Here is a 15,530-nt window from a genome sequence, read left to right as displayed (position 1 = left end):
AAGGGCTTAGCAGTAATTACTTACTTGATTGGTAATTGTAAAACCTCACCAGGCTTCAATACGTAAACCCTCACATCAGGTAGCATGGATTCTGCCAACTCCTTAAACTGGCTCGGGTCCTGCTTAATGTCAGGGAATGTGTTGTAATGCATCGGTATTACAGCCCTCGGCCTCAGGAGAGTCAATGCATAGGCGGCTTGTCTAGGATCCATTGTGAATAGGCTGCCTATTGGTAGCATGGCTACGTCTATCTTGAACAATTTACCCAACAAATCCATTTCGCTGAATAAACCAGTATCTCCCGCGTGGTATATCGTAGCCTCAGGAGCCTTTATTATGAAACCAACAGGAACACCCTTACTCGAGCTGTGAAGCGCCGGCGTTACGTAAACCTCAATTTCGCTTGTAAGCTTGACCGAGCCGCCAACATTCATACCTATCGTGTTCTTAACACCCTGTTCCCCAAGGTAATTCACAAGTTCGAAGACGCCGATAACGGTGGCGTTGGTCTTCTTGGCTATATCTACCGTCTCCCCAAGGTGATCGAAGTGGTCGTGAGTCACCAGGATATAGTCGACATGCGTTATGTCATTCAGAGTTATTGGTGATAGTGGGTTGGATATCCAGGGATCTATCAGTAACCTCTTCCCACTTAACGAAATCTCAAAGGCAGCGTGACCGAGCCATTTAATGTAAGACTGCGCACTCATCAAACCAAACCTAAGTATACGCATAAATAAGCATTACATTATCGTAACCTTCGAAATCACCTCTTTAACGTGAAGAGGAGCTTGATAGCCCTCGTGTGTGGTGCATATATCATGATGTCGCTTGGTGCTATACCGTACTTACTCGTTAATACCTTGATTACTTCGGAAATACTGTTAAACCTGATGGGCGACTCGAGATAAATCTTTATGGAAACCTCTAGTCCCTGCTTAGAATCCCTAACACTAACCCTGGTGTACCTCAACGATTTAACCTCAAGGCTCTTAAGTACCCCATCAACTAAAGCCTTTAATTCACGCTGTATTAATGATGATTTCATTACCACAATTATTAACTGGACATATTAAAAATTAATCGGTCTCCGACGTACCACTCAATCCTAACCTCAGGTTAATGTAGGATATGGAATCCAGGGAGACGCTGAGGCTTACTAGTTATATTACTTATTACTTAAGGAAATCTAACAATGATCTATTAACGTACTTACTGATTAATTGCTCGAGCGTGTAGGCATTGTTTAAATCGTCAGGCTTGATCACAATGCTCGATTTGCTTGTGACTGGTATGAATCGCCAATCATCACCCTTAAACTTAACCGCAATGTAGGCATGACCCCTAGCCCTCTCCGCAAACTCAAGTAGCTTTGACACCTTCTCCTCCTCAATCCTTATTGGATTTCTCTCAGATCTATACTTGACCTCCAGGACTAACACGAAACCTGGTCCCATGGCAACAATGTCCGGGACAAACCTCTTCCTAACACCGCCACCGGATGAACAGCCCCTAAGGACGGCTAAACCCATATCCCATAACTTATTTGCCAGGTTTCTCTCATGTGCGGAGCCCTTTCTCTTGGGTATGCTCATCTAATCAACCCTCAACTCCCTAATGATATCAACATTTGGGCAAAGAAACATGCATAGAGGACTTTGTGAAGAAGTACAAAGGTCGCAATTGGATGAAATACTAACTTCACCATTTAAGCCACCCTTCACCATACTATTGTACATCTCCGCTAACTTGGCATCGTACGTAAATACCAATCTAGAGCGCATTAATAAATCAATGCTGCTTATTGAGCGATCCCTAATTAATACGTACAAATCCCCACCAGACTCTATATAGTCCAAAAGCCAATTAATTACAGGTTTCGGTAGTTCCTTGGGGACTACCTGTGCTTTATCATTAATAATAGGATCTATGAATAACTCACTGGGTAAATCAAGCAGGTGGGGTTTTACATCAACGAACTTCATCAACGCATCTAGGGTAAGGCCAACAATAGTGTTTGAAAACTCCATCACGTATTTAAGCCATAATGTGCCGAATCGTGAATTCATTATTATCACGACCCTATCGAAATTATCAGAAATCCTTGGAATTCCCGGGCTCGTCCTATCCCGGGTTCTCACTATACCAATTACCTCCTTACCCAAGGACTTAATCTTTCTAGCAAACCTTTGATCAACCTCGCCGTTTAACTCAATTGCAAGTTTACTCGTGAAAACCAACCTAGGTAGATACCCAGCACCCTGGTTTATTATCGGAACCGCCTCGGGCAGCATTGTTAGACCTCCTCCTCTTCCTTACTAACCTCCTCGTACAAAGCCCCTATGTCCTTAAGGACATCGTGTATCTTAAAGACCGCGTCCCTAACCTGAACCTCCTTTTTGGCACCCGTGCACACTATCTTTCCTGAACTAAAGATGAGTAGCACGACCTTAGGATCGTCCATCCTATAAATCAATCCGGGGAATTGTTCGGGTTCGTACATGGAATTCTCAAGCATGAGTGCGGACTTCTCGATATCAACTTCGGCGTGGAGATTGCCTGAGGCAACTATGTTTTGTACCTGGATCTCTGGGGTTAATGGTACGTCGGCGCCATGCTCATTGAGTAACCTAACGAGCTCTTTAACAGCCCTCTTAAGTTCATTCTCACTCTTAGCACCTGTGCACACCATCTTACCCGTCCTAAATATTAGGGCTGAGATCTTGGGCCTTTGTAGCCTGAGTATTAAACCGGGGAATTGCTCGGGGTTATACTCAGCCGCCGGGAGTCTCTCGGCGAGTTTGTCTAGGTCTAAATCAACACCAAGGTTAACCGTGGCGACAATATTCTCAATGCGATATGTGGGATTTGGCATTACTCATGATTTAAAAAACTACTTAAAAAGCCTTTCCAATAACAATACACTACTTATTTCTAATAATATATGCGATGGTAGAGACTAACCCAGCCCTGGAAGGGCGAGGCTTCCGTTAAGTTTATAAGGAATTATGTGAGAGGCTGTGTTGACCTATATGGGTGGTAAGAAGAAGCCAACCTTATCCCAGTTAGCTAAGAAGCAGGAGAAGCAGCAGGCGGCGCCAGCGAAGCCTACGGGTAAGGGTAAGAAGGCAGCTGCGGAGGAGAGGCAGGTAGTTAAGGCGTCCTTAGTCGATCCTAAACTACTTAGTGATGTTGAGAAGGAGGTCACCAAGTGGGAGTACGTTACACCGTACCTCGTAGCCAACAGATTTAATACTAAGATGAGTGTGGCATACCAAGTCCTGAGGACCTTAGCCAGTAAGGGATCGCTGGTGTTGATCTCGAAGGGCCACAGGACCGAGGTCTATGCACCACCAAGCAGACTCAAGCAACTAGGTATGTAATCATGAGAATAGAGTGTCAAGCCTAACTTTAACGAGGTCCTTAGGTAAATCCTTAACTCTATTAACAACCCCAGGTTCGACGATCTCTATTAAACCAACCCTCCTAAGTGCACGCAGGACATTATCCTCAATCCTCAAAATACTCTCATTAACACCACCGAATTGCTTCGCAATATCCAACTTAAGTCGCAACTCGCCAACGCTCCAATACCTCGATAGGTACATCAACATCGCAAGAGCAACCTTCAAGGCCTCCTCCCTATTTTGTGAGACCTCATCATAAATTGCATTTCTTAATATTGATAAGAAGTTGTCTGCGGTGACTGAGGAATAATCGATGAGTCCTTCACTCTCAATTCTATCTTGTTTTTCTACCTCCCTAGTCCCGCCTTCCTCCGTTCCCTTAGCCTCCTCGATCTCCTCATGGGTCTTACCGCCTTCCAATTCCTGGTCTTGCTTAGGCTCTGTCTTCTCTACAGTAATCTCTATCCTCTCCTCAACCTTAGCCTCACCCTGCTCCTCCTTAGTACTGCTCTCCTCGCTTAAGGCCTCGAGGATATTCGTACTTTTACCACGCCTCTGCCTAACCTGGCGCTTGGTTGTTACTGCGGTTTTTGTTGACGCGCTTACCTCTATGTAGGTTGGTATTGTTAATTTAACATCATTATTACCAACCCTCAAAACCCCAATCACATACTCACCTGATGTCTTAAACCTCTTTTCTCGAATTAACTCCCTAATTAGGAGGTAAAGTAGGGCGTTTCCGACCTTATTGGTTGATGACCACTTCAATAAATCCTGGTGGGTAACCCTCTTACTCTTAATTATGTATGTCCCTAATGACACCTTTAAATCCTCAAAACTAACCACAAGTACTTCTTCGGAAAGAACTCTTTTATACTTACTCCCAAGGTATTAGGATTAATGGGTGAAGGGTTTGATGATTTTAGTAACATATTAATGAGGCCGAGAAGGGTTCGGATACTTAGGTTATTGATTGAGCAGGGTACAATGAAGATATCCGACATAAGGAGGATACTGAATGCGCCGGCCTCGTCCGTGTATTACGACATTGAGATTCTAAGGGCTAATGGGCTCGTTATTAAGGATGGATCTTACGTAAAGATAACGAGTAAAGGGAGGGAATTGGTGGAGAGGTTAGACGGTATCCTAGGTTCTATGCAAGAGAGTAGGAGGAGCAGAACTGAGGAGTTGGCAGATATTCTACTTATGAGGCCGATAGTGATAAGCATATATAGGCTCGGCCCCACCATGGTCTTTCTATACTCAGTGATAATAATAGTTCTAGGGTTAGTCATGGCCTTCATGCAGGGTTATGAATTAATGCTGCTCGTCTTTGTGGAAGGCATAAGTTTCATGCCTGTCAGCATAACGGTAATTTCCGTGTTGGCATACGTGGGTATAGCATTATTTATTTATAAGTACCTGTTAGGTAATGAGATTATTGATTTAAGATTACTAAGTGGGGTATTTGCCTCGTTAATACCCACGTCAATCTACCCAACAATAATGGCATTGATAACGCCCTGGATACCACCCCTACCGCTCTCAATAATCGATGCATTACTAAAGGCCCTACTACCACTGGCGAGCCTAATTATTCTAGCCACCGTATTATCCATGCTCTCAGGAAAGCCCATGGAGTACTCACTATTATTCGAAACACTACTCCTCCTAATACCCTCGGTAATCATATACATAGCGATCTTTAGGTAGTGGCATGAGATTGATAATCCTAGATAATGTATATCCACCGGCTGAGGACTCTTGGCAAACAGCGGAGGTGCTTGGGTGGGTTTTGGAGAATTACGTAGGGGGTAGCGGCACTCTGAGGATCATCGATGTTGGGTCTGGGACGGGCATCCTGACATTAACCGCGATAGAGAAAGCGGTGAGTAAAGGCATTAATGCGTGGGTGATCTCTATCGATTACGATGTTAATGCATCAATAAACACGAGGCTAAACCTGATCAATAATAGGCTGTATAGTTATGCCGATGTCCTATCAACGAGAACATTAGATGCGATAAAAAATAACGCCCGCCTTAAAGTAATTGTAAGTAACCCACCCTACCTACCTGGTGATTGGCTTGAGGATTGGAGGGTTTTTGGTGGTTCTCAGGGTAACGAAGTAATTAAGCAAATCGTGAATTATGCATGTGGTAACAGGGTTGATATTGTGGTTTTAACGCAATCGTCATTGTCTAATTGGGAGGAGACTGTTGAATTAATGGGTATGTGTAATTATAAGTTGGTGGTTGTTAAAACGAGTCATTACTTTTTTGAGGATATTATAACTATGGTTTTTATCACAAGCTGATCTGCTCGATCGAGAGGTTGAGTAATGCCTCACCTACGTCAGAGGCGTACTCGGCAATTCTATATATGCTATCGAGGATCAATCTCGCAGAGGCGGCGGCTTGTGTAGATATGTTGTAGTTTGTTAGGTTTGTGTCTAATGAGTCTACTGCTGACCGTATCTCGTACTTCACGGCATCGATTATGTAGTTAATCTCCTTAACGTCAGGCTTCTCTATCATTGCCTTACCCACGTTATTCATTATCATGGAATCCTTACTGAGCAACTCACTAAACCTCTGCCTAATCTCCTGCGGCATTAACAATACATACTTATCACCAAGATTCAGAACCTCCCTAGCTATCTTCACGGCATGGTCGGCAGCCCTCTCGAGAGACTTATTAATTATGGCGTACTCAATTATACTCCTTGGGTCCTGTAAGCCAGAGAGGCTAAGGGCATGCTTACTAATCAGTATCCTCTTTAACTGCCTATTTAGCAACCAATAGAACTTATCAACCTCGTTGTCTCTCTCCACGATGTCCGTGGCGATTGCCTTATCCCCATTCTCTATCGGGGTTCTTAAGTCATCGATCATTCCGACAACGGTCTTCACGAGCTTCACGAGTATATCCCTAATGTTTATGTCTGGGACGTTGACCAGGTTCTGTATTACTAGGGAGTTCCTACCCTCCTCAATAATCTCGACACCGGTTAACTTCCTCCGTACTATATCCTTAACCTGCCTCTTAAGGTCTAGTGTTGTTATGTCGAAGTTGAGCTTGAATATGTCGTAACCCGACAGGTAATGGGCCAACAAAACCCTCTCTACGTGGTCAATGTTTGAGAGGTCCTGGTTAACACTTATTGATGACTCAAGCAGTGGTGCCTTAACCATCTTCTTAGGCACGACCAGCAATGAGAGGTCTGGCTGTGGTATGACCAAGACCTCATCACCAGGCTTTAGATCCACCTGCCTAGTCCACTCCTTGGGTAGCGACACTATTAAAGTTGCGCCGCCGGTTAATTGCACCCTCCTGGTCTCCGGTTCAAACTTCACTATAGACATCAGGGCATAATAATTAGACCCCTATAAATACCTTATCCTAATAAATTAATAATTACTAATCATAATTACTTATTGATTTTTAGAGGTGAAATATTCATACACATGAGCATAACTATTCTATTGAAACCTCCGTCTCGGCTATACTACCTAACTTAGGAATAATTACCTGAAGCACCCCATCCCTATACATTGCCTTGGCTCCATCAACCTTAAACCTAACACCAAGCTCCACCCTCCTATAAACCCTGAAATTGCTCAGCCTCTCAATCCTAGCCGCCTTACCCACCGTAGGTGTTGGTTGAGGTTCGGCTGCAATCTCCACATAGTTGCTGCCAACTCTAACCTTGATACTGTCCTTCTTAACACCAGGTAGATCAACCAGTATTACCACCGAGTCGCCATTATCAAAAATATCGATGGGAGGCTCCCTGGTCATTAACCTCGGATCTATCACGGCCGCTAACTTACTAATTAGCTCATTCACACCAGCCTCCACCTTACCTAACCCAACCGCCACATCTGTTGCGTTTTGCTCAAACGTCATGATTAGGAGGTATGCTATGTTTAATAATTATCCAACGCATTAATTAAGTGGTACTCCATAAATAAAACACAAATAAATACGGGTCTAAATAACGAGTGCCTCCTTAATCAAATTACCCGTTACGAACCTCTGGGGTAGGAAGGGTCTCATCAATGGGTCCATGACTCCATCCACCATGTACTTCACAAGCAACTCAGCGGCGTAAGGCCCAAACATGAAGCCATGTCCAGAGAAGCCAGATAGCACATACACACCCTCAGGCCAACTATCCAGTCTACCCATTATGTGGCTATGGTCTGGTGTCATTTCGTAGTAGCCGGACCAGATCCTCATGACCCTGATATTCCTGAGACTCGGTATTAACCGAACGACCTCCCTAGCCCAGGAAGTGAGCCAGTTGAGCGTGTTTCCGTAGGGCAGAAAGCCCTCGCCATCCTCAAGCTCCACACTACCCAACACCTCGCCCCTCATGGTCTGTCCAACGTAGAAGTTCGTCTCCGTATCTATTACATAGGTGTTTATCAAGGGTCTTATTGGTTCTGTGATCCCTATCTCCCTCCTCACGGGCCTTATTGGGACATCTATATTCAACAGGGACTTCATGAGCTCACCAGTCCATGCGCCTGCCGCGAAAACAATGCTCCTAGTTCTCACGAATGCGTTACTTGATGAAGCATTAACAACCCTACCTGACTCAATGCCCACGCCCCTAACCTCTGAATACTCAAGTATATTAACGCCGAGATCTAGGGCTTTTGTGTAGTAACCCATGACTATATAGTCGTGGTGAAAGGCGCCATCCTGCGGGCCAAAGACTGCACCAACTATACCCTTGGTATTTATGTACGGGAATCTGTCCTTAACCTCATCCACGGTTAGTATTTGCACAGGTATGCCCAGTGGCTTCCACAATTCATTATTAAGTTCCTCATACCGCTTAAGGACCTCCTCACGCCTAACTAGCCATAAATACCCAGGTCTTTCAAAGATGCCATTCCAACCAAGCTCACCACTGAGCGACTCCAGCCTCTTGATAGCTTTGATCGCGAACTCCGTGTTCTCCCTATTCCCAAAGTGAACTCTATACCTACCAGCGTTCCTCGTGGAGCTACCACCACCCACGTAGTTCCTCTCAAAGACAACAACGGATAAGCCTCTACGGGCTAGGTAGTAAGCCGTGGCTAAACCAACAATGCCTGCACCAACAACCACGGCATCGGCAGATAGGGTTATTAATCCACGACCCTCGCCCATCATTCACCACCCACCAGCGTTGCCATTGGTATCGGCGCCTCTGGAAACCTAATCCTTGGAATACCAAACTCACCCGGCTTCTTCTGATAAATGAAGCTTAGTATTAGGTTTGTACTCATAAGGCAGAACTTGCCCTGGCACGGGCCGGTGCCTAAACCAACAACTCTCTTAATCCTCTCCATACTGGGTAGCTTAAGCGATTTGTACTCCTCCTCCTCACCATGAAGCACCTTAACCCTCACCTCCCTACCATGCATAAGCACCTTAATCCCCTCGAGAACATCGCCAAGGGTTACGTCTTCGCAGAAGCAAAGGTACTGCTTATCTGCGACCTTTATGGCCCCCTCAACATCCTCTGTGGTGCCTGCTGCAGCCCACATCGGTACGTGGGTGACGTTAGGCTCTGCGTAATAGCCTGTACCATGAAGTCCCTGCTCAAACCTAAGCAACGCATTGTAGTATGATGAGTTCGTATTAACGAGATCCCTCTTGAACTCGGCAACCTCCCTATCTAAGTCATCCTTCCCAACCAACCCCTCCCTAGCCCCAATACTCAACGCGGTAACCCTCGCCTGCCTAATCACCAGGAATTCCGGTAGTAATCCGCCGGCATCACCAACCACGTAGATATTACCTAAACCTAAATCGCCAGTGAAGCCCCTCCTTGGAACCAAGCCACCCATCTCTGGGGCATACACTATGGGGGCGCCTAGTTGGGCTGGTAGGTCTATCACGGGTAATCTAGCTGCACTAACCACAGCATTGACAACAACCTCCTCCCTCCTCCTAACCTTGGCCTTCCTACCCCTAAGGTTCTCAAGCACAATCCTTAAGCCATCCCCAGTATCCTTAGAATCAACGATATTCATACCAATAAGCACCTTCACACCACTCGAACCAACCCTATCCCTATACAAGTCGCTCCTGATTATTGCAGAGTTATCGCCAAGGTAAACCTCAATACCCTGCTGAGCAAGGTTCATTGCAACCCTAACACCCCAATCATCACTACCCCAAACCAACAACCTCCTCGGCCTATAACCCCACCACTTAACAAGCTTAAGTGCTGATAAGCCCGTAATCATGCGCGGCGTGTTATTGCCAGGAAAGACAAGGGGTACCTCCCTAAAGCCCTGGGCGAGCACTAAGTACTTATAACTAAATACGTATAGTTTAGTGAAGTCCCGGGAATGACCTGTAACGGAATCCTCAAGGAATCCATCAAACACAACACCCCTATACACAGTCACTAGATTCTCAACTTCCCTACCCAATTTGTTAACAAACTCATTACCGCGTCCTAACTCCCTGATTTCCACATCATCGACTATGAGGTGGCCACCAAGGTAGTCCTCACCCTCAACGAGGACAACCTTAAAACCAAGCTTCGCTAATTCCCTAGAGATTGAAAGACCTGCCAAGCCTCCACCAACAACTAAGACGTCACTATCAACTTTCACATACTCAGTCTTTGCGCTAATGGCTGGTAATTCATCTATGGAGGATCTATTAAGGGATTCACGAACTCGCTCCCTTATAATAGGCCACAGCAGTATCAATAGGCGATTCCTAGGGAAGGAAGATGGTTTTGCCAAACCTCTCAGGATTGAGGGAACACTTGTGGTCTTCCTTGGCATTGTTGGTTTATCACCACATAGGTTGTAATAGCCCGAGGATGCCCAATAACCCTCACACCACCACTCACAGCAGAGGAAGCCCCTCGGCTCTCCATACCTGGAACTCCTCATGACGCCATAATTACCGCGACCAAGCTCCTCAGCGACCCATGGCCGCTTACTCATCATGTGGTTGTGGGTCTTGGTAAATTATAAGTTTTGTCCATACACGAAGTGCAAATTAGCATCCCTAATCCTTAATTAACGCTGGGTGTCCAGGGAGCCCAGGATACTCCTCACCCTCGCTATCAAGGTATTCACAAGCCTTTCAGCGGTTTCATCGTTAGGAACCTTACTCCTTATCCCCTCGGGATCCGGCCCATTGTACTGATACTCATGTAATTGTAAAGCCAGTGTTGTTAACTCGACAACCTCGGGCACCTTATTGGCTATTAAGGTGGAAACCTCCGTCATCCTATTTGTGGGCATCACCACGGCGATCCACTCATGGAGTGGTATGGAATACCTACCAACCCTCTTATACCCCGTGTACTTACCCCTGAGCAATTCAAGGTTGTTTAGAGCTAGGTAGGACATTGCGGACTTCCAGGCTTGGAACGCCTTACCTGCAGCATTCCTAATCAACCCCTCCTTCAAGAAAACCTCAGCCACGTCAAGCTCCCTCAAGGCCTCCTGAAGGCGGGACCTCGCTATCTCGGCGGTATTGAGTCTCTTGATCTCTATGATGCATCACCTCGAATTCAACACAACCGAACTATTTAATGCTTAGTTTTTGGTTCACCGTGACTTGGGTTGTAAACCTTTTACGTACTCATCGCACTTACTTCGGTATAGGCAGTAGTTGCATGACGGTGGTGATTCACCACTCGTTCTACGCCTAACCAATGGGCAGTGCTTGACGTAGTACTCCGGGTAACAGTTTTTGCATATGACCAGTGAATTACCTATGTATGCCACCTCCCAAAACGAAACCCTCCTACCACAAACACTGCATGTGAAGCTCACTTTCACCCACCCCTCTACCTACACCCTAAGTAGCTACTGAGTCATTAAATTAACTACTACATATATTAATTTCCCCCGCGATTGTGTAATGTTTGGTTATGACAAATGTGTTCGTCGATTGCCTTAGGATTGATGGGTCAATAAGGTGCCCTGGAGATGGTGGGTTCAGCGATGTAATGGTGTTTGGGAGACATGTTAAGCTTAGGAAGGATCACCCAGCCATAGATTTGATGGGTAGGCTAGACGAGCTAGAAGCCCTGGCCGAGTGGGGACTTGCGGAGGTTGGTGGTGAGGAATTCAGCAACATCGCCCTAATGGCCACGGCACTGAACACATACCTAGCCACCGGTGATGGGTCATGGCTCACCCCAATTAGGGATTTGATAAATAAGGTGTGTGAGGTCGATAGTAGGGAGTTGGGCTGGTTCATACCCAAGGATAGGAAGACGGCGTTCTTAAACCTGCTCAGGGTTAAGGCCAGGGAGGCCGAGAGAACCGCTGTTAGGCTTTTGGATGATGAAGATCTACCAAGCAGTAATGTGCAAGAGCTCATAGGTATGCTCAACCAATTAAACAAATACATAGCCCACCTAATATTTCTCAATCACGTGTCGGTGTTTAAGAATGTGAATGAGAAGATGAGGTCCTTTGGGGCGATGAGGTAGTATTTTGCAGTAAGAACCTTTATATAATCTAACCCAAATTGGGAGGTTGATGAGGTATACCGTGTTAATATCGATAGTGCTATTCGTAGTAACAGTCATAGTGTTGATTTACTACGCGGTTTACATAGATCATGGGCAATTCCTCATTGGTAATACAAATAAGGCGTTAGATATCCTAATGCTATCTCTCGTCGTGATTGCGGGGGTAATCACGGGCATAGTGTATTTATTTAACTCCAGAGCAGGTATTGGTGGTGATCATGTTCAAACCGTACAGTATTGAGGAGGGGAGGTTCCTGGTTAAACTAGCCAGAACAGCCGTGGAGGAGTACCTACGTAGTGGTAAGGTAATACAACCACCGCAGGATACACCACCGAGACTCCTCAAGGATAAGTATGGCGTATTCACCACGATAGAGGTGTTCATGGGTAGGGACAGGAGGGGTGAGCTAAGGGGTTGCATAGGCTTTCCAGAGGCTGTATACAACACCGCAGGCGGTGTTATTAGGAGTGCCATAGCGGCTGCCGTTGAGGATCCGAGGTTTGAGCCAATGGGTATTGATGAACTTGATAGGGTGACCTTCGAGGTGTCCATACTAAGTCCTCTGGAGCTCCTCGAACCCGGCAACCCGAGGAGTTACCCAGGTAGGATTGTGGTTGGTAGGCACGGTATTGTGATACAGAAGGGTTATTACTCAGGGTTATTGCTGCCGCAGGTTCCCGTTGAGTATTGCTGGGACTCAATGACGTTCCTGAATGAGGGTTGTATGAAGGCGTTCCTACCACCCGATTGCTGGCTTGATGAGGATACCTCGGTGTTGATTTACGAGGCCCAAATATTCAGGGAGGTTGAACCTAGGGGTGAGGTTGTTGAGAGGGATTTGGTTGAAGAATTGAGAGGGTGCAAAAATGCCAATTCAAGTGAAGGCTGACCTACACACCCACAGCACATACAGCGACGGTAGGGGAGACCCGAGGGACGTGATAATAAACGCGTTAAATAGAGGGTTAGGCATACTCTCGATCACAGACCACAACACATTCAGGGGCTCACTAAGGGCGTTAGAGGTCCTGAGGAGCCGCGGGCTAGCGAACAATGATTTATTACTTATTGTTGGTAATGAGGTCAGGACATACGATGGGGACGTGCTAGTACTATGCATGGATTACCCAAACACTGACAATCCACCCAAATCAATACCCGAATTACTTGACTGGGCTTCCTCAAACAACTGCCTAGCAATACCCGCCCACCCATACGATATTCTTAGGCAGGGTATTGGTGATAAGGTGAAGCTATACAAGTGGCACGCAATCGAGGTGTTTAATGCCGGTGCATTACCAATAAGCAATTGGAGAGCCATGAAAACAGCACGTGGGTTAGGAATGGTCGGTGTAGCCAATAGTGACGCCCACATACCCGAACTCGTTGGCGTGGCATACACAATATTTGAGCTTGAGGATTTAACCGTGGAAAGCGTGTTCAAGGCTGTGATTAATGGGCGCATTAAACCCATTGGTAACTACCCAAGCCCAAGCTTACTCCTGAAAAGGTTCTCTTGGTCCATAAGGCGCAGGTTGCACCTCTAACTCTGTTGTTTAACGGTCTCGTCAATAAACCTCCTGAACAGTATCTTAACGAGACCACCACTCACGGGGTCCAGGTAATCCTCCGTGATTAGCATCAGTGAGTAATCATTATACCTGGTCAGGTAGAGGTACTTATCATTGTAGTACATGACCACGAAATCCGTGTTATAACTAAGGAGGGACCTCACCAACTCATCACTAACCACCTGCTCGCCCGTGTACTCCACCACCTCACCATTCTTCAACAACCCAACAAACGAAGCCCTAAACAACTCCCTAAACTCGGAAATACTAGACGGCACATAACCCACCTGGGAAAAGGGCGGATATTGGGTAGAGCACTGCCTAATCAATTGGTTGATGTATTCTCTCAACTCGCCAATCTTAGAGAGCAATAAGTCAGCCGTATCAGCCGATGACTGCTTAATAACCCTAACCAACTCACCCTCAATACCCCTAATCAGCCTCTCAATCCTATCAACATCAACCGACCTCTCAGGGCTCTGCAACGGCCTAACCTCAACGGGCCTAGTCTCAACAAGCAAAGCCCTACCCCCCTGCCCAACCCTCACCTCACCAACACCTGACCCGCTCTGCACACCTTGCTGGTTCCGCTGCAACTCACTGGGTGCTGGCTGAACATACTCAAGGCCCTCGCCTCCCTCATTACCCTCACCACGCTTGCCCCTAGCCCCTCCCCTAAGGTATCCAAACCTGTACAGTAGGGCTATGACTATGGCTACAGCGACAACAGCCACTATGACGACTAAGGACATGCCTTGGGATAGCCCAACCTGGATGAACGGCATTAGTAATGATTTTCACGAATTTATTAATAAAATTAATGCTTAATTGGGAATTGAGTGTGATCATACAAAACGCAGGATCTCCCTCAACTCCCTAATACTAATTACGCGGGGATCACCAAACACACCCTCACCCAGGAAGAATATTGTACCAACACCCGCACCCCTAGCCATATCAACATCATACCTAGAATCACCAACAACAAACACATCACCAACACCCAACCCCAACAAACCCAATAACTTAAGCAACGGCTCAGGGTCAGGCTTACCCCTACCAACATCATCACCAGCAACAAGAGCATCAATGAAGCCAAGAAGCCCAGTGACCTCGAGAACCCTAAGGGCAACATGCCTAGAGCTCGACGTAACCACACCAACCAACAAACCCCTACCCTTAAGAACCCTCAAAACCTCAGGCGCCCCACTAACAGGCCTAGCATCACCAATGAGCGATAAGTAAACCTCATTCTTAACCCTAAGCGCCACCTCAGCATTCTCACCACCACACAATAACCTGGCAATATCCAAAGCCCTAAGCCCCATCAAGGAATATACAAACTCAACAGGAGGAACAGGCAAACCAAGCCTCCTACAAGTCTCAACCCAGGACTTCGCATGTAATGGCACGGTATCCACAAGCGTACCATCCAAATCAAAAACCACACCCCTAACCACACCAACCATAACAAACACAACAAATAACAATTACCCCCAATCAATAGAGGCGCAAACCCTCAACAACACGAATTCCTGATCAATGATCTAGAATACACAACGAGTTAGGGGGCAGTTTTCCTCGTTTGCTTCGTGAGGATGAGGAGTTTAGGTTGGCTGTGATGGGGCTCCTTGGTTATGCCGACCCCAAGCCCTCCGTTGATGGACTTGTCGAAACTGTCAACGAGTTAACGAAGCTAGTCAAGGCACATGAAGAGAGGTTAGCTGGGGTTGAAGGCAATCGTGGAACTGAGGGAGCTGGCCAGGAAGGTGGTTAGGGGGTACATGGAGTACCGAGAGGTATGGCAGCTATTGAGGTACGCGAGCATTGCGGTGGCGCTCAAGAGAAATGAGACCAGTTCGCAAAGTTCTAGCTCTGGCTGACAATAACAGTCAACTCGTCCTTTAGGGCGGGGGAGGAGGTCAGAAAAGGTATATTAATTGCATTAATGAGCTACATAATGTGATTATTGATGAAACCACGATATATGTCATTGGATTCTCCATAACCATAATTGGCATGCTCGGTGGCGTCGTGTA

General features: G+C 46.3%; 22 protein-coding genes. 8 read left to right on the top strand and 14 right to left on the bottom strand.

Going from position 1 to position 15,530, the window contains the following annotated elements:
* Positions 1-20: 20 nt before the first annotated feature.
* The 5 genes from B7L70_RS01080 to B7L70_RS01060 form a co-directional block, all read right to left on the bottom strand.
* On the bottom strand, positions 21-710 hold the full coding sequence (locus tag B7L70_RS01080; RefSeq protein WP_081226061.1) for a metal-dependent hydrolase: 690 nt from the start codon (positions 708-710) through the stop codon (positions 21-23).
* Between the two features lie 56 nt (positions 711-766).
* Positions 767-1,048, bottom strand: coding sequence for a hypothetical protein (locus B7L70_RS01075; protein ID WP_081226060.1), 282 nt, complete (start codon positions 1,046-1,048; stop codon positions 767-769).
* Between the two features lie 127 nt (positions 1,049-1,175).
* The gene (hjc, locus tag B7L70_RS01070; RefSeq protein WP_081226059.1) at positions 1,176-1,595 is read right to left on the bottom strand and encodes a Holliday junction resolvase Hjc; all 420 of its coding nucleotides are present in this window, start codon (positions 1,593-1,595) and stop codon (positions 1,176-1,178) included.
* The gene (locus tag B7L70_RS01065; RefSeq protein ID WP_081226058.1) at positions 1,596-2,294 is read right to left on the bottom strand and encodes a hypothetical protein; all 699 of its coding nucleotides are present in this window, start codon (positions 2,292-2,294) and stop codon (positions 1,596-1,598) included.
* 2 nt (positions 2,295-2,296) lie between these two features.
* Positions 2,297-2,875 carry a TATA-box-binding protein gene (locus tag B7L70_RS01060; RefSeq protein ID WP_081226057.1) on the bottom strand — a complete coding sequence of 193 codons (579 nt, stop codon included), beginning with the start codon at positions 2,873-2,875 and terminating at the stop codon, positions 2,297-2,299.
* 157 nt (positions 2,876-3,032) lie between these two features.
* On the opposite strand from B7L70_RS01060, the gene B7L70_RS01055 reads away from it, so the two are divergent.
* Positions 3,033-3,383 (top strand): 30S ribosomal protein S25e, encoded by a 351-nt coding sequence (locus tag B7L70_RS01055; RefSeq protein ID WP_081226056.1) that lies wholly within the window; start codon positions 3,033-3,035, stop codon positions 3,381-3,383.
* On the opposite strand, the gene B7L70_RS01050 is transcribed toward B7L70_RS01055, so the two are convergent.
* Positions 3,384-4,253, bottom strand: a complete 870-nt coding sequence (locus B7L70_RS01050) for a hypothetical protein (RefSeq protein WP_081226055.1) — start codon at positions 4,251-4,253, stop codon at positions 3,384-3,386.
* A gap of 54 nt (positions 4,254-4,307) precedes the next feature.
* Here B7L70_RS01050 and B7L70_RS01045 point away from each other — a divergent pair, with 54 nt between their 5' ends.
* Both B7L70_RS01045 and B7L70_RS01040 read left to right on the top strand, forming a co-directional pair.
* On the top strand, positions 4,308-5,120 hold the full coding sequence (locus B7L70_RS01045; protein WP_081226054.1) for a helix-turn-helix domain-containing protein: 813 nt from the start codon (positions 4,308-4,310) through the stop codon (positions 5,118-5,120).
* A gap of 4 nt (positions 5,121-5,124) precedes the next feature.
* Positions 5,125-5,724 (top strand): methyltransferase, encoded by a 600-nt coding sequence (locus B7L70_RS01040; RefSeq protein WP_081226053.1) that lies wholly within the window; start codon positions 5,125-5,127, stop codon positions 5,722-5,724.
* Here the strand turns inward: B7L70_RS01040 and B7L70_RS01035 are convergent.
* The 6 genes from B7L70_RS01035 to B7L70_RS01010 form a co-directional block, all read right to left on the bottom strand.
* Positions 5,714-6,772, bottom strand: coding sequence for a phosphate uptake regulator PhoU (locus tag B7L70_RS01035; RefSeq protein WP_081226052.1), 1,059 nt, complete (start codon positions 6,770-6,772; stop codon positions 5,714-5,716). The two genes, B7L70_RS01040 and B7L70_RS01035, sit on opposite strands and share 11 nt — an antisense overlap.
* A gap of 112 nt (positions 6,773-6,884) precedes the next feature.
* Entirely contained in the window at positions 6,885-7,316 is a 432-nt protein-coding gene (locus B7L70_RS01030; protein ID WP_081226051.1) for an Hsp20/alpha crystallin family protein, read from the bottom strand.
* Between the two features lie 84 nt (positions 7,317-7,400).
* Positions 7,401-8,570 carry an FAD-binding oxidoreductase gene (locus B7L70_RS01025; protein ID WP_081226050.1) on the bottom strand — a complete coding sequence of 390 codons (1,170 nt, stop codon included), beginning with the start codon at positions 8,568-8,570 and terminating at the stop codon, positions 7,401-7,403.
* Positions 8,570-10,372 carry an FAD-dependent oxidoreductase gene (locus B7L70_RS01020; RefSeq protein WP_081226049.1) on the bottom strand — a complete coding sequence of 601 codons (1,803 nt, stop codon included), beginning with the start codon at positions 10,370-10,372 and terminating at the stop codon, positions 8,570-8,572. Before B7L70_RS01020 ends, B7L70_RS01025 begins: the two co-directional genes overlap by 1 nt.
* A 75-nt stretch (positions 10,373-10,447) precedes the next feature.
* On the bottom strand, positions 10,448-10,858 hold the full coding sequence (locus tag B7L70_RS01015) for a PaREP1 family protein (RefSeq protein ID WP_238376025.1): 411 nt from the start codon (positions 10,856-10,858) through the stop codon (positions 10,448-10,450).
* Between the two features lie 126 nt (positions 10,859-10,984).
* Positions 10,985-11,212 (bottom strand): hypothetical protein, encoded by a 228-nt coding sequence (locus B7L70_RS01010; RefSeq protein WP_238376024.1) that lies wholly within the window; start codon positions 11,210-11,212, stop codon positions 10,985-10,987.
* A 98-nt stretch (positions 11,213-11,310) separates the two neighbouring features.
* On the opposite strand from B7L70_RS01010, the gene B7L70_RS01005 reads away from it, so the two are divergent.
* Genes B7L70_RS01005 through B7L70_RS00990 form a run of 4 tightly spaced genes read left to right on the top strand, consistent with a single transcriptional unit; the run spans position 11,311 to position 13,467 of the window.
* The gene (locus B7L70_RS01005; protein ID WP_081226046.1) at positions 11,311-11,877 is read left to right on the top strand and encodes an ATP:cob(I)alamin adenosyltransferase; all 567 of its coding nucleotides are present in this window, start codon (positions 11,311-11,313) and stop codon (positions 11,875-11,877) included.
* 49 nt (positions 11,878-11,926) lie between these two features.
* The gene (locus tag B7L70_RS01000; protein ID WP_081226045.1) at positions 11,927-12,160 is read left to right on the top strand and encodes a hypothetical protein; all 234 of its coding nucleotides are present in this window, start codon (positions 11,927-11,929) and stop codon (positions 12,158-12,160) included.
* Entirely contained in the window at positions 12,138-12,809 is a 672-nt protein-coding gene (locus B7L70_RS00995; RefSeq protein ID WP_081226044.1) for a TIGR00296 family protein, read from the top strand. The genes B7L70_RS01000 and B7L70_RS00995 overlap by 23 nt, the downstream gene beginning before the upstream one ends.
* Complete coding sequence (locus B7L70_RS00990; protein WP_081226043.1) at positions 12,787-13,467, top strand: PHP domain-containing protein; 681 nt, start codon at positions 12,787-12,789, stop codon at positions 13,465-13,467. Before B7L70_RS00995 ends, B7L70_RS00990 begins: the two co-directional genes overlap by 23 nt.
* On the opposite strand, the gene B7L70_RS00985 is transcribed toward B7L70_RS00990, so the two are convergent.
* Complete coding sequence (locus tag B7L70_RS00985; RefSeq protein WP_081226042.1) at positions 13,464-14,276, bottom strand: hypothetical protein; 813 nt, start codon at positions 14,274-14,276, stop codon at positions 13,464-13,466. The two genes, B7L70_RS00990 and B7L70_RS00985, sit on opposite strands and share 4 nt — an antisense overlap.
* A gap of 60 nt (positions 14,277-14,336) precedes the next feature.
* On the bottom strand, positions 14,337-14,960 hold the full coding sequence (locus B7L70_RS00980) for an HAD family hydrolase (RefSeq protein ID WP_081226041.1): 624 nt from the start codon (positions 14,958-14,960) through the stop codon (positions 14,337-14,339).
* A gap of 116 nt (positions 14,961-15,076) precedes the next feature.
* Between B7L70_RS00980 and B7L70_RS00975 the strand changes: the two genes are divergently transcribed.
* On the top strand, positions 15,077-15,268 hold the full coding sequence (locus tag B7L70_RS00975; protein ID WP_081226040.1) for a hypothetical protein: 192 nt from the start codon (positions 15,077-15,079) through the stop codon (positions 15,266-15,268).
* The last annotated feature ends 262 nt before the right edge of the window (positions 15,269-15,530 follow it).

It is taken from the genome of Vulcanisaeta sp. EB80, assembly GCF_002078205.2.
This window is presented reverse-complemented; position numbering and strand designations above follow the sequence as displayed.

What these genes read in the sequence shown, in the direction of transcription:
- B7L70_RS01080 (WP_081226061.1), bottom strand. Translation starts at nt 710, where the DNA reads ATGAGTGCGCAGTCTTACATTAAATGGCTCGGTCACGCTGCCTTTGAG.
- B7L70_RS01075 (WP_081226060.1), bottom strand. Translation starts at nt 1,048, where the DNA reads ATGAAATCATCATTAATACAGCGTGAATTAAAGGCTTTAGTTGATGGG.
- hjc (WP_081226059.1), bottom strand. Translation starts at nt 1,595, where the DNA reads ATGAGCATACCCAAGAGAAAGGGCTCCGCACATGAGAGAAACCTGGCA.
- B7L70_RS01065 (WP_081226058.1), bottom strand. Translation starts at nt 2,294, where the DNA reads ATGCTGCCCGAGGCGGTTCCGATAATAAACCAGGGTGCTGGGTATCTA.
- B7L70_RS01060 (WP_081226057.1), bottom strand. Translation starts at nt 2,875, where the DNA reads ATGCCAAATCCCACATATCGCATTGAGAATATTGTCGCCACGGTTAAC.
- B7L70_RS01055 (WP_081226056.1), top strand. Translation starts at nt 3,033, where the DNA reads ATGGGTGGTAAGAAGAAGCCAACCTTATCCCAGTTAGCTAAGAAGCAG.
- B7L70_RS01045 (WP_081226054.1), top strand. Translation starts at nt 4,308, where the DNA reads ATGGGTGAAGGGTTTGATGATTTTAGTAACATATTAATGAGGCCGAGA.
- B7L70_RS01040 (WP_081226053.1), top strand. Translation starts at nt 5,125, where the DNA reads ATGAGATTGATAATCCTAGATAATGTATATCCACCGGCTGAGGACTCT.
- B7L70_RS01035 (WP_081226052.1), bottom strand. Translation starts at nt 6,772, where the DNA reads ATGTCTATAGTGAAGTTTGAACCGGAGACCAGGAGGGTGCAATTAACC.
- B7L70_RS01030 (WP_081226051.1), bottom strand. Translation starts at nt 7,316, where the DNA reads ATGACGTTTGAGCAAAACGCAACAGATGTGGCGGTTGGGTTAGGTAAG.
- B7L70_RS01025 (WP_081226050.1), bottom strand. Translation starts at nt 8,570, where the DNA reads ATGGGCGAGGGTCGTGGATTAATAACCCTATCTGCCGATGCCGTGGTT.
- B7L70_RS01020 (WP_081226049.1), bottom strand. Translation starts at nt 10,372, where the DNA reads ATGAGTAAGCGGCCATGGGTCGCTGAGGAGCTTGGTCGCGGTAATTAT.
- B7L70_RS01005 (WP_081226046.1), top strand. Translation starts at nt 11,311, where the DNA reads ATGACAAATGTGTTCGTCGATTGCCTTAGGATTGATGGGTCAATAAGG.
- B7L70_RS01000 (WP_081226045.1), top strand. Translation starts at nt 11,927, where the DNA reads ATGAGGTATACCGTGTTAATATCGATAGTGCTATTCGTAGTAACAGTC.
- B7L70_RS00995 (WP_081226044.1), top strand. Translation starts at nt 12,138, where the DNA reads ATGTTCAAACCGTACAGTATTGAGGAGGGGAGGTTCCTGGTTAAACTA.
- B7L70_RS00990 (WP_081226043.1), top strand. Translation starts at nt 12,787, where the DNA reads ATGCCAATTCAAGTGAAGGCTGACCTACACACCCACAGCACATACAGC.
- B7L70_RS00985 (WP_081226042.1), bottom strand. Translation starts at nt 14,276, where the DNA reads ATGCCGTTCATCCAGGTTGGGCTATCCCAAGGCATGTCCTTAGTCGTC.
- B7L70_RS00980 (WP_081226041.1), bottom strand. Translation starts at nt 14,960, where the DNA reads ATGGTTGGTGTGGTTAGGGGTGTGGTTTTTGATTTGGATGGTACGCTT.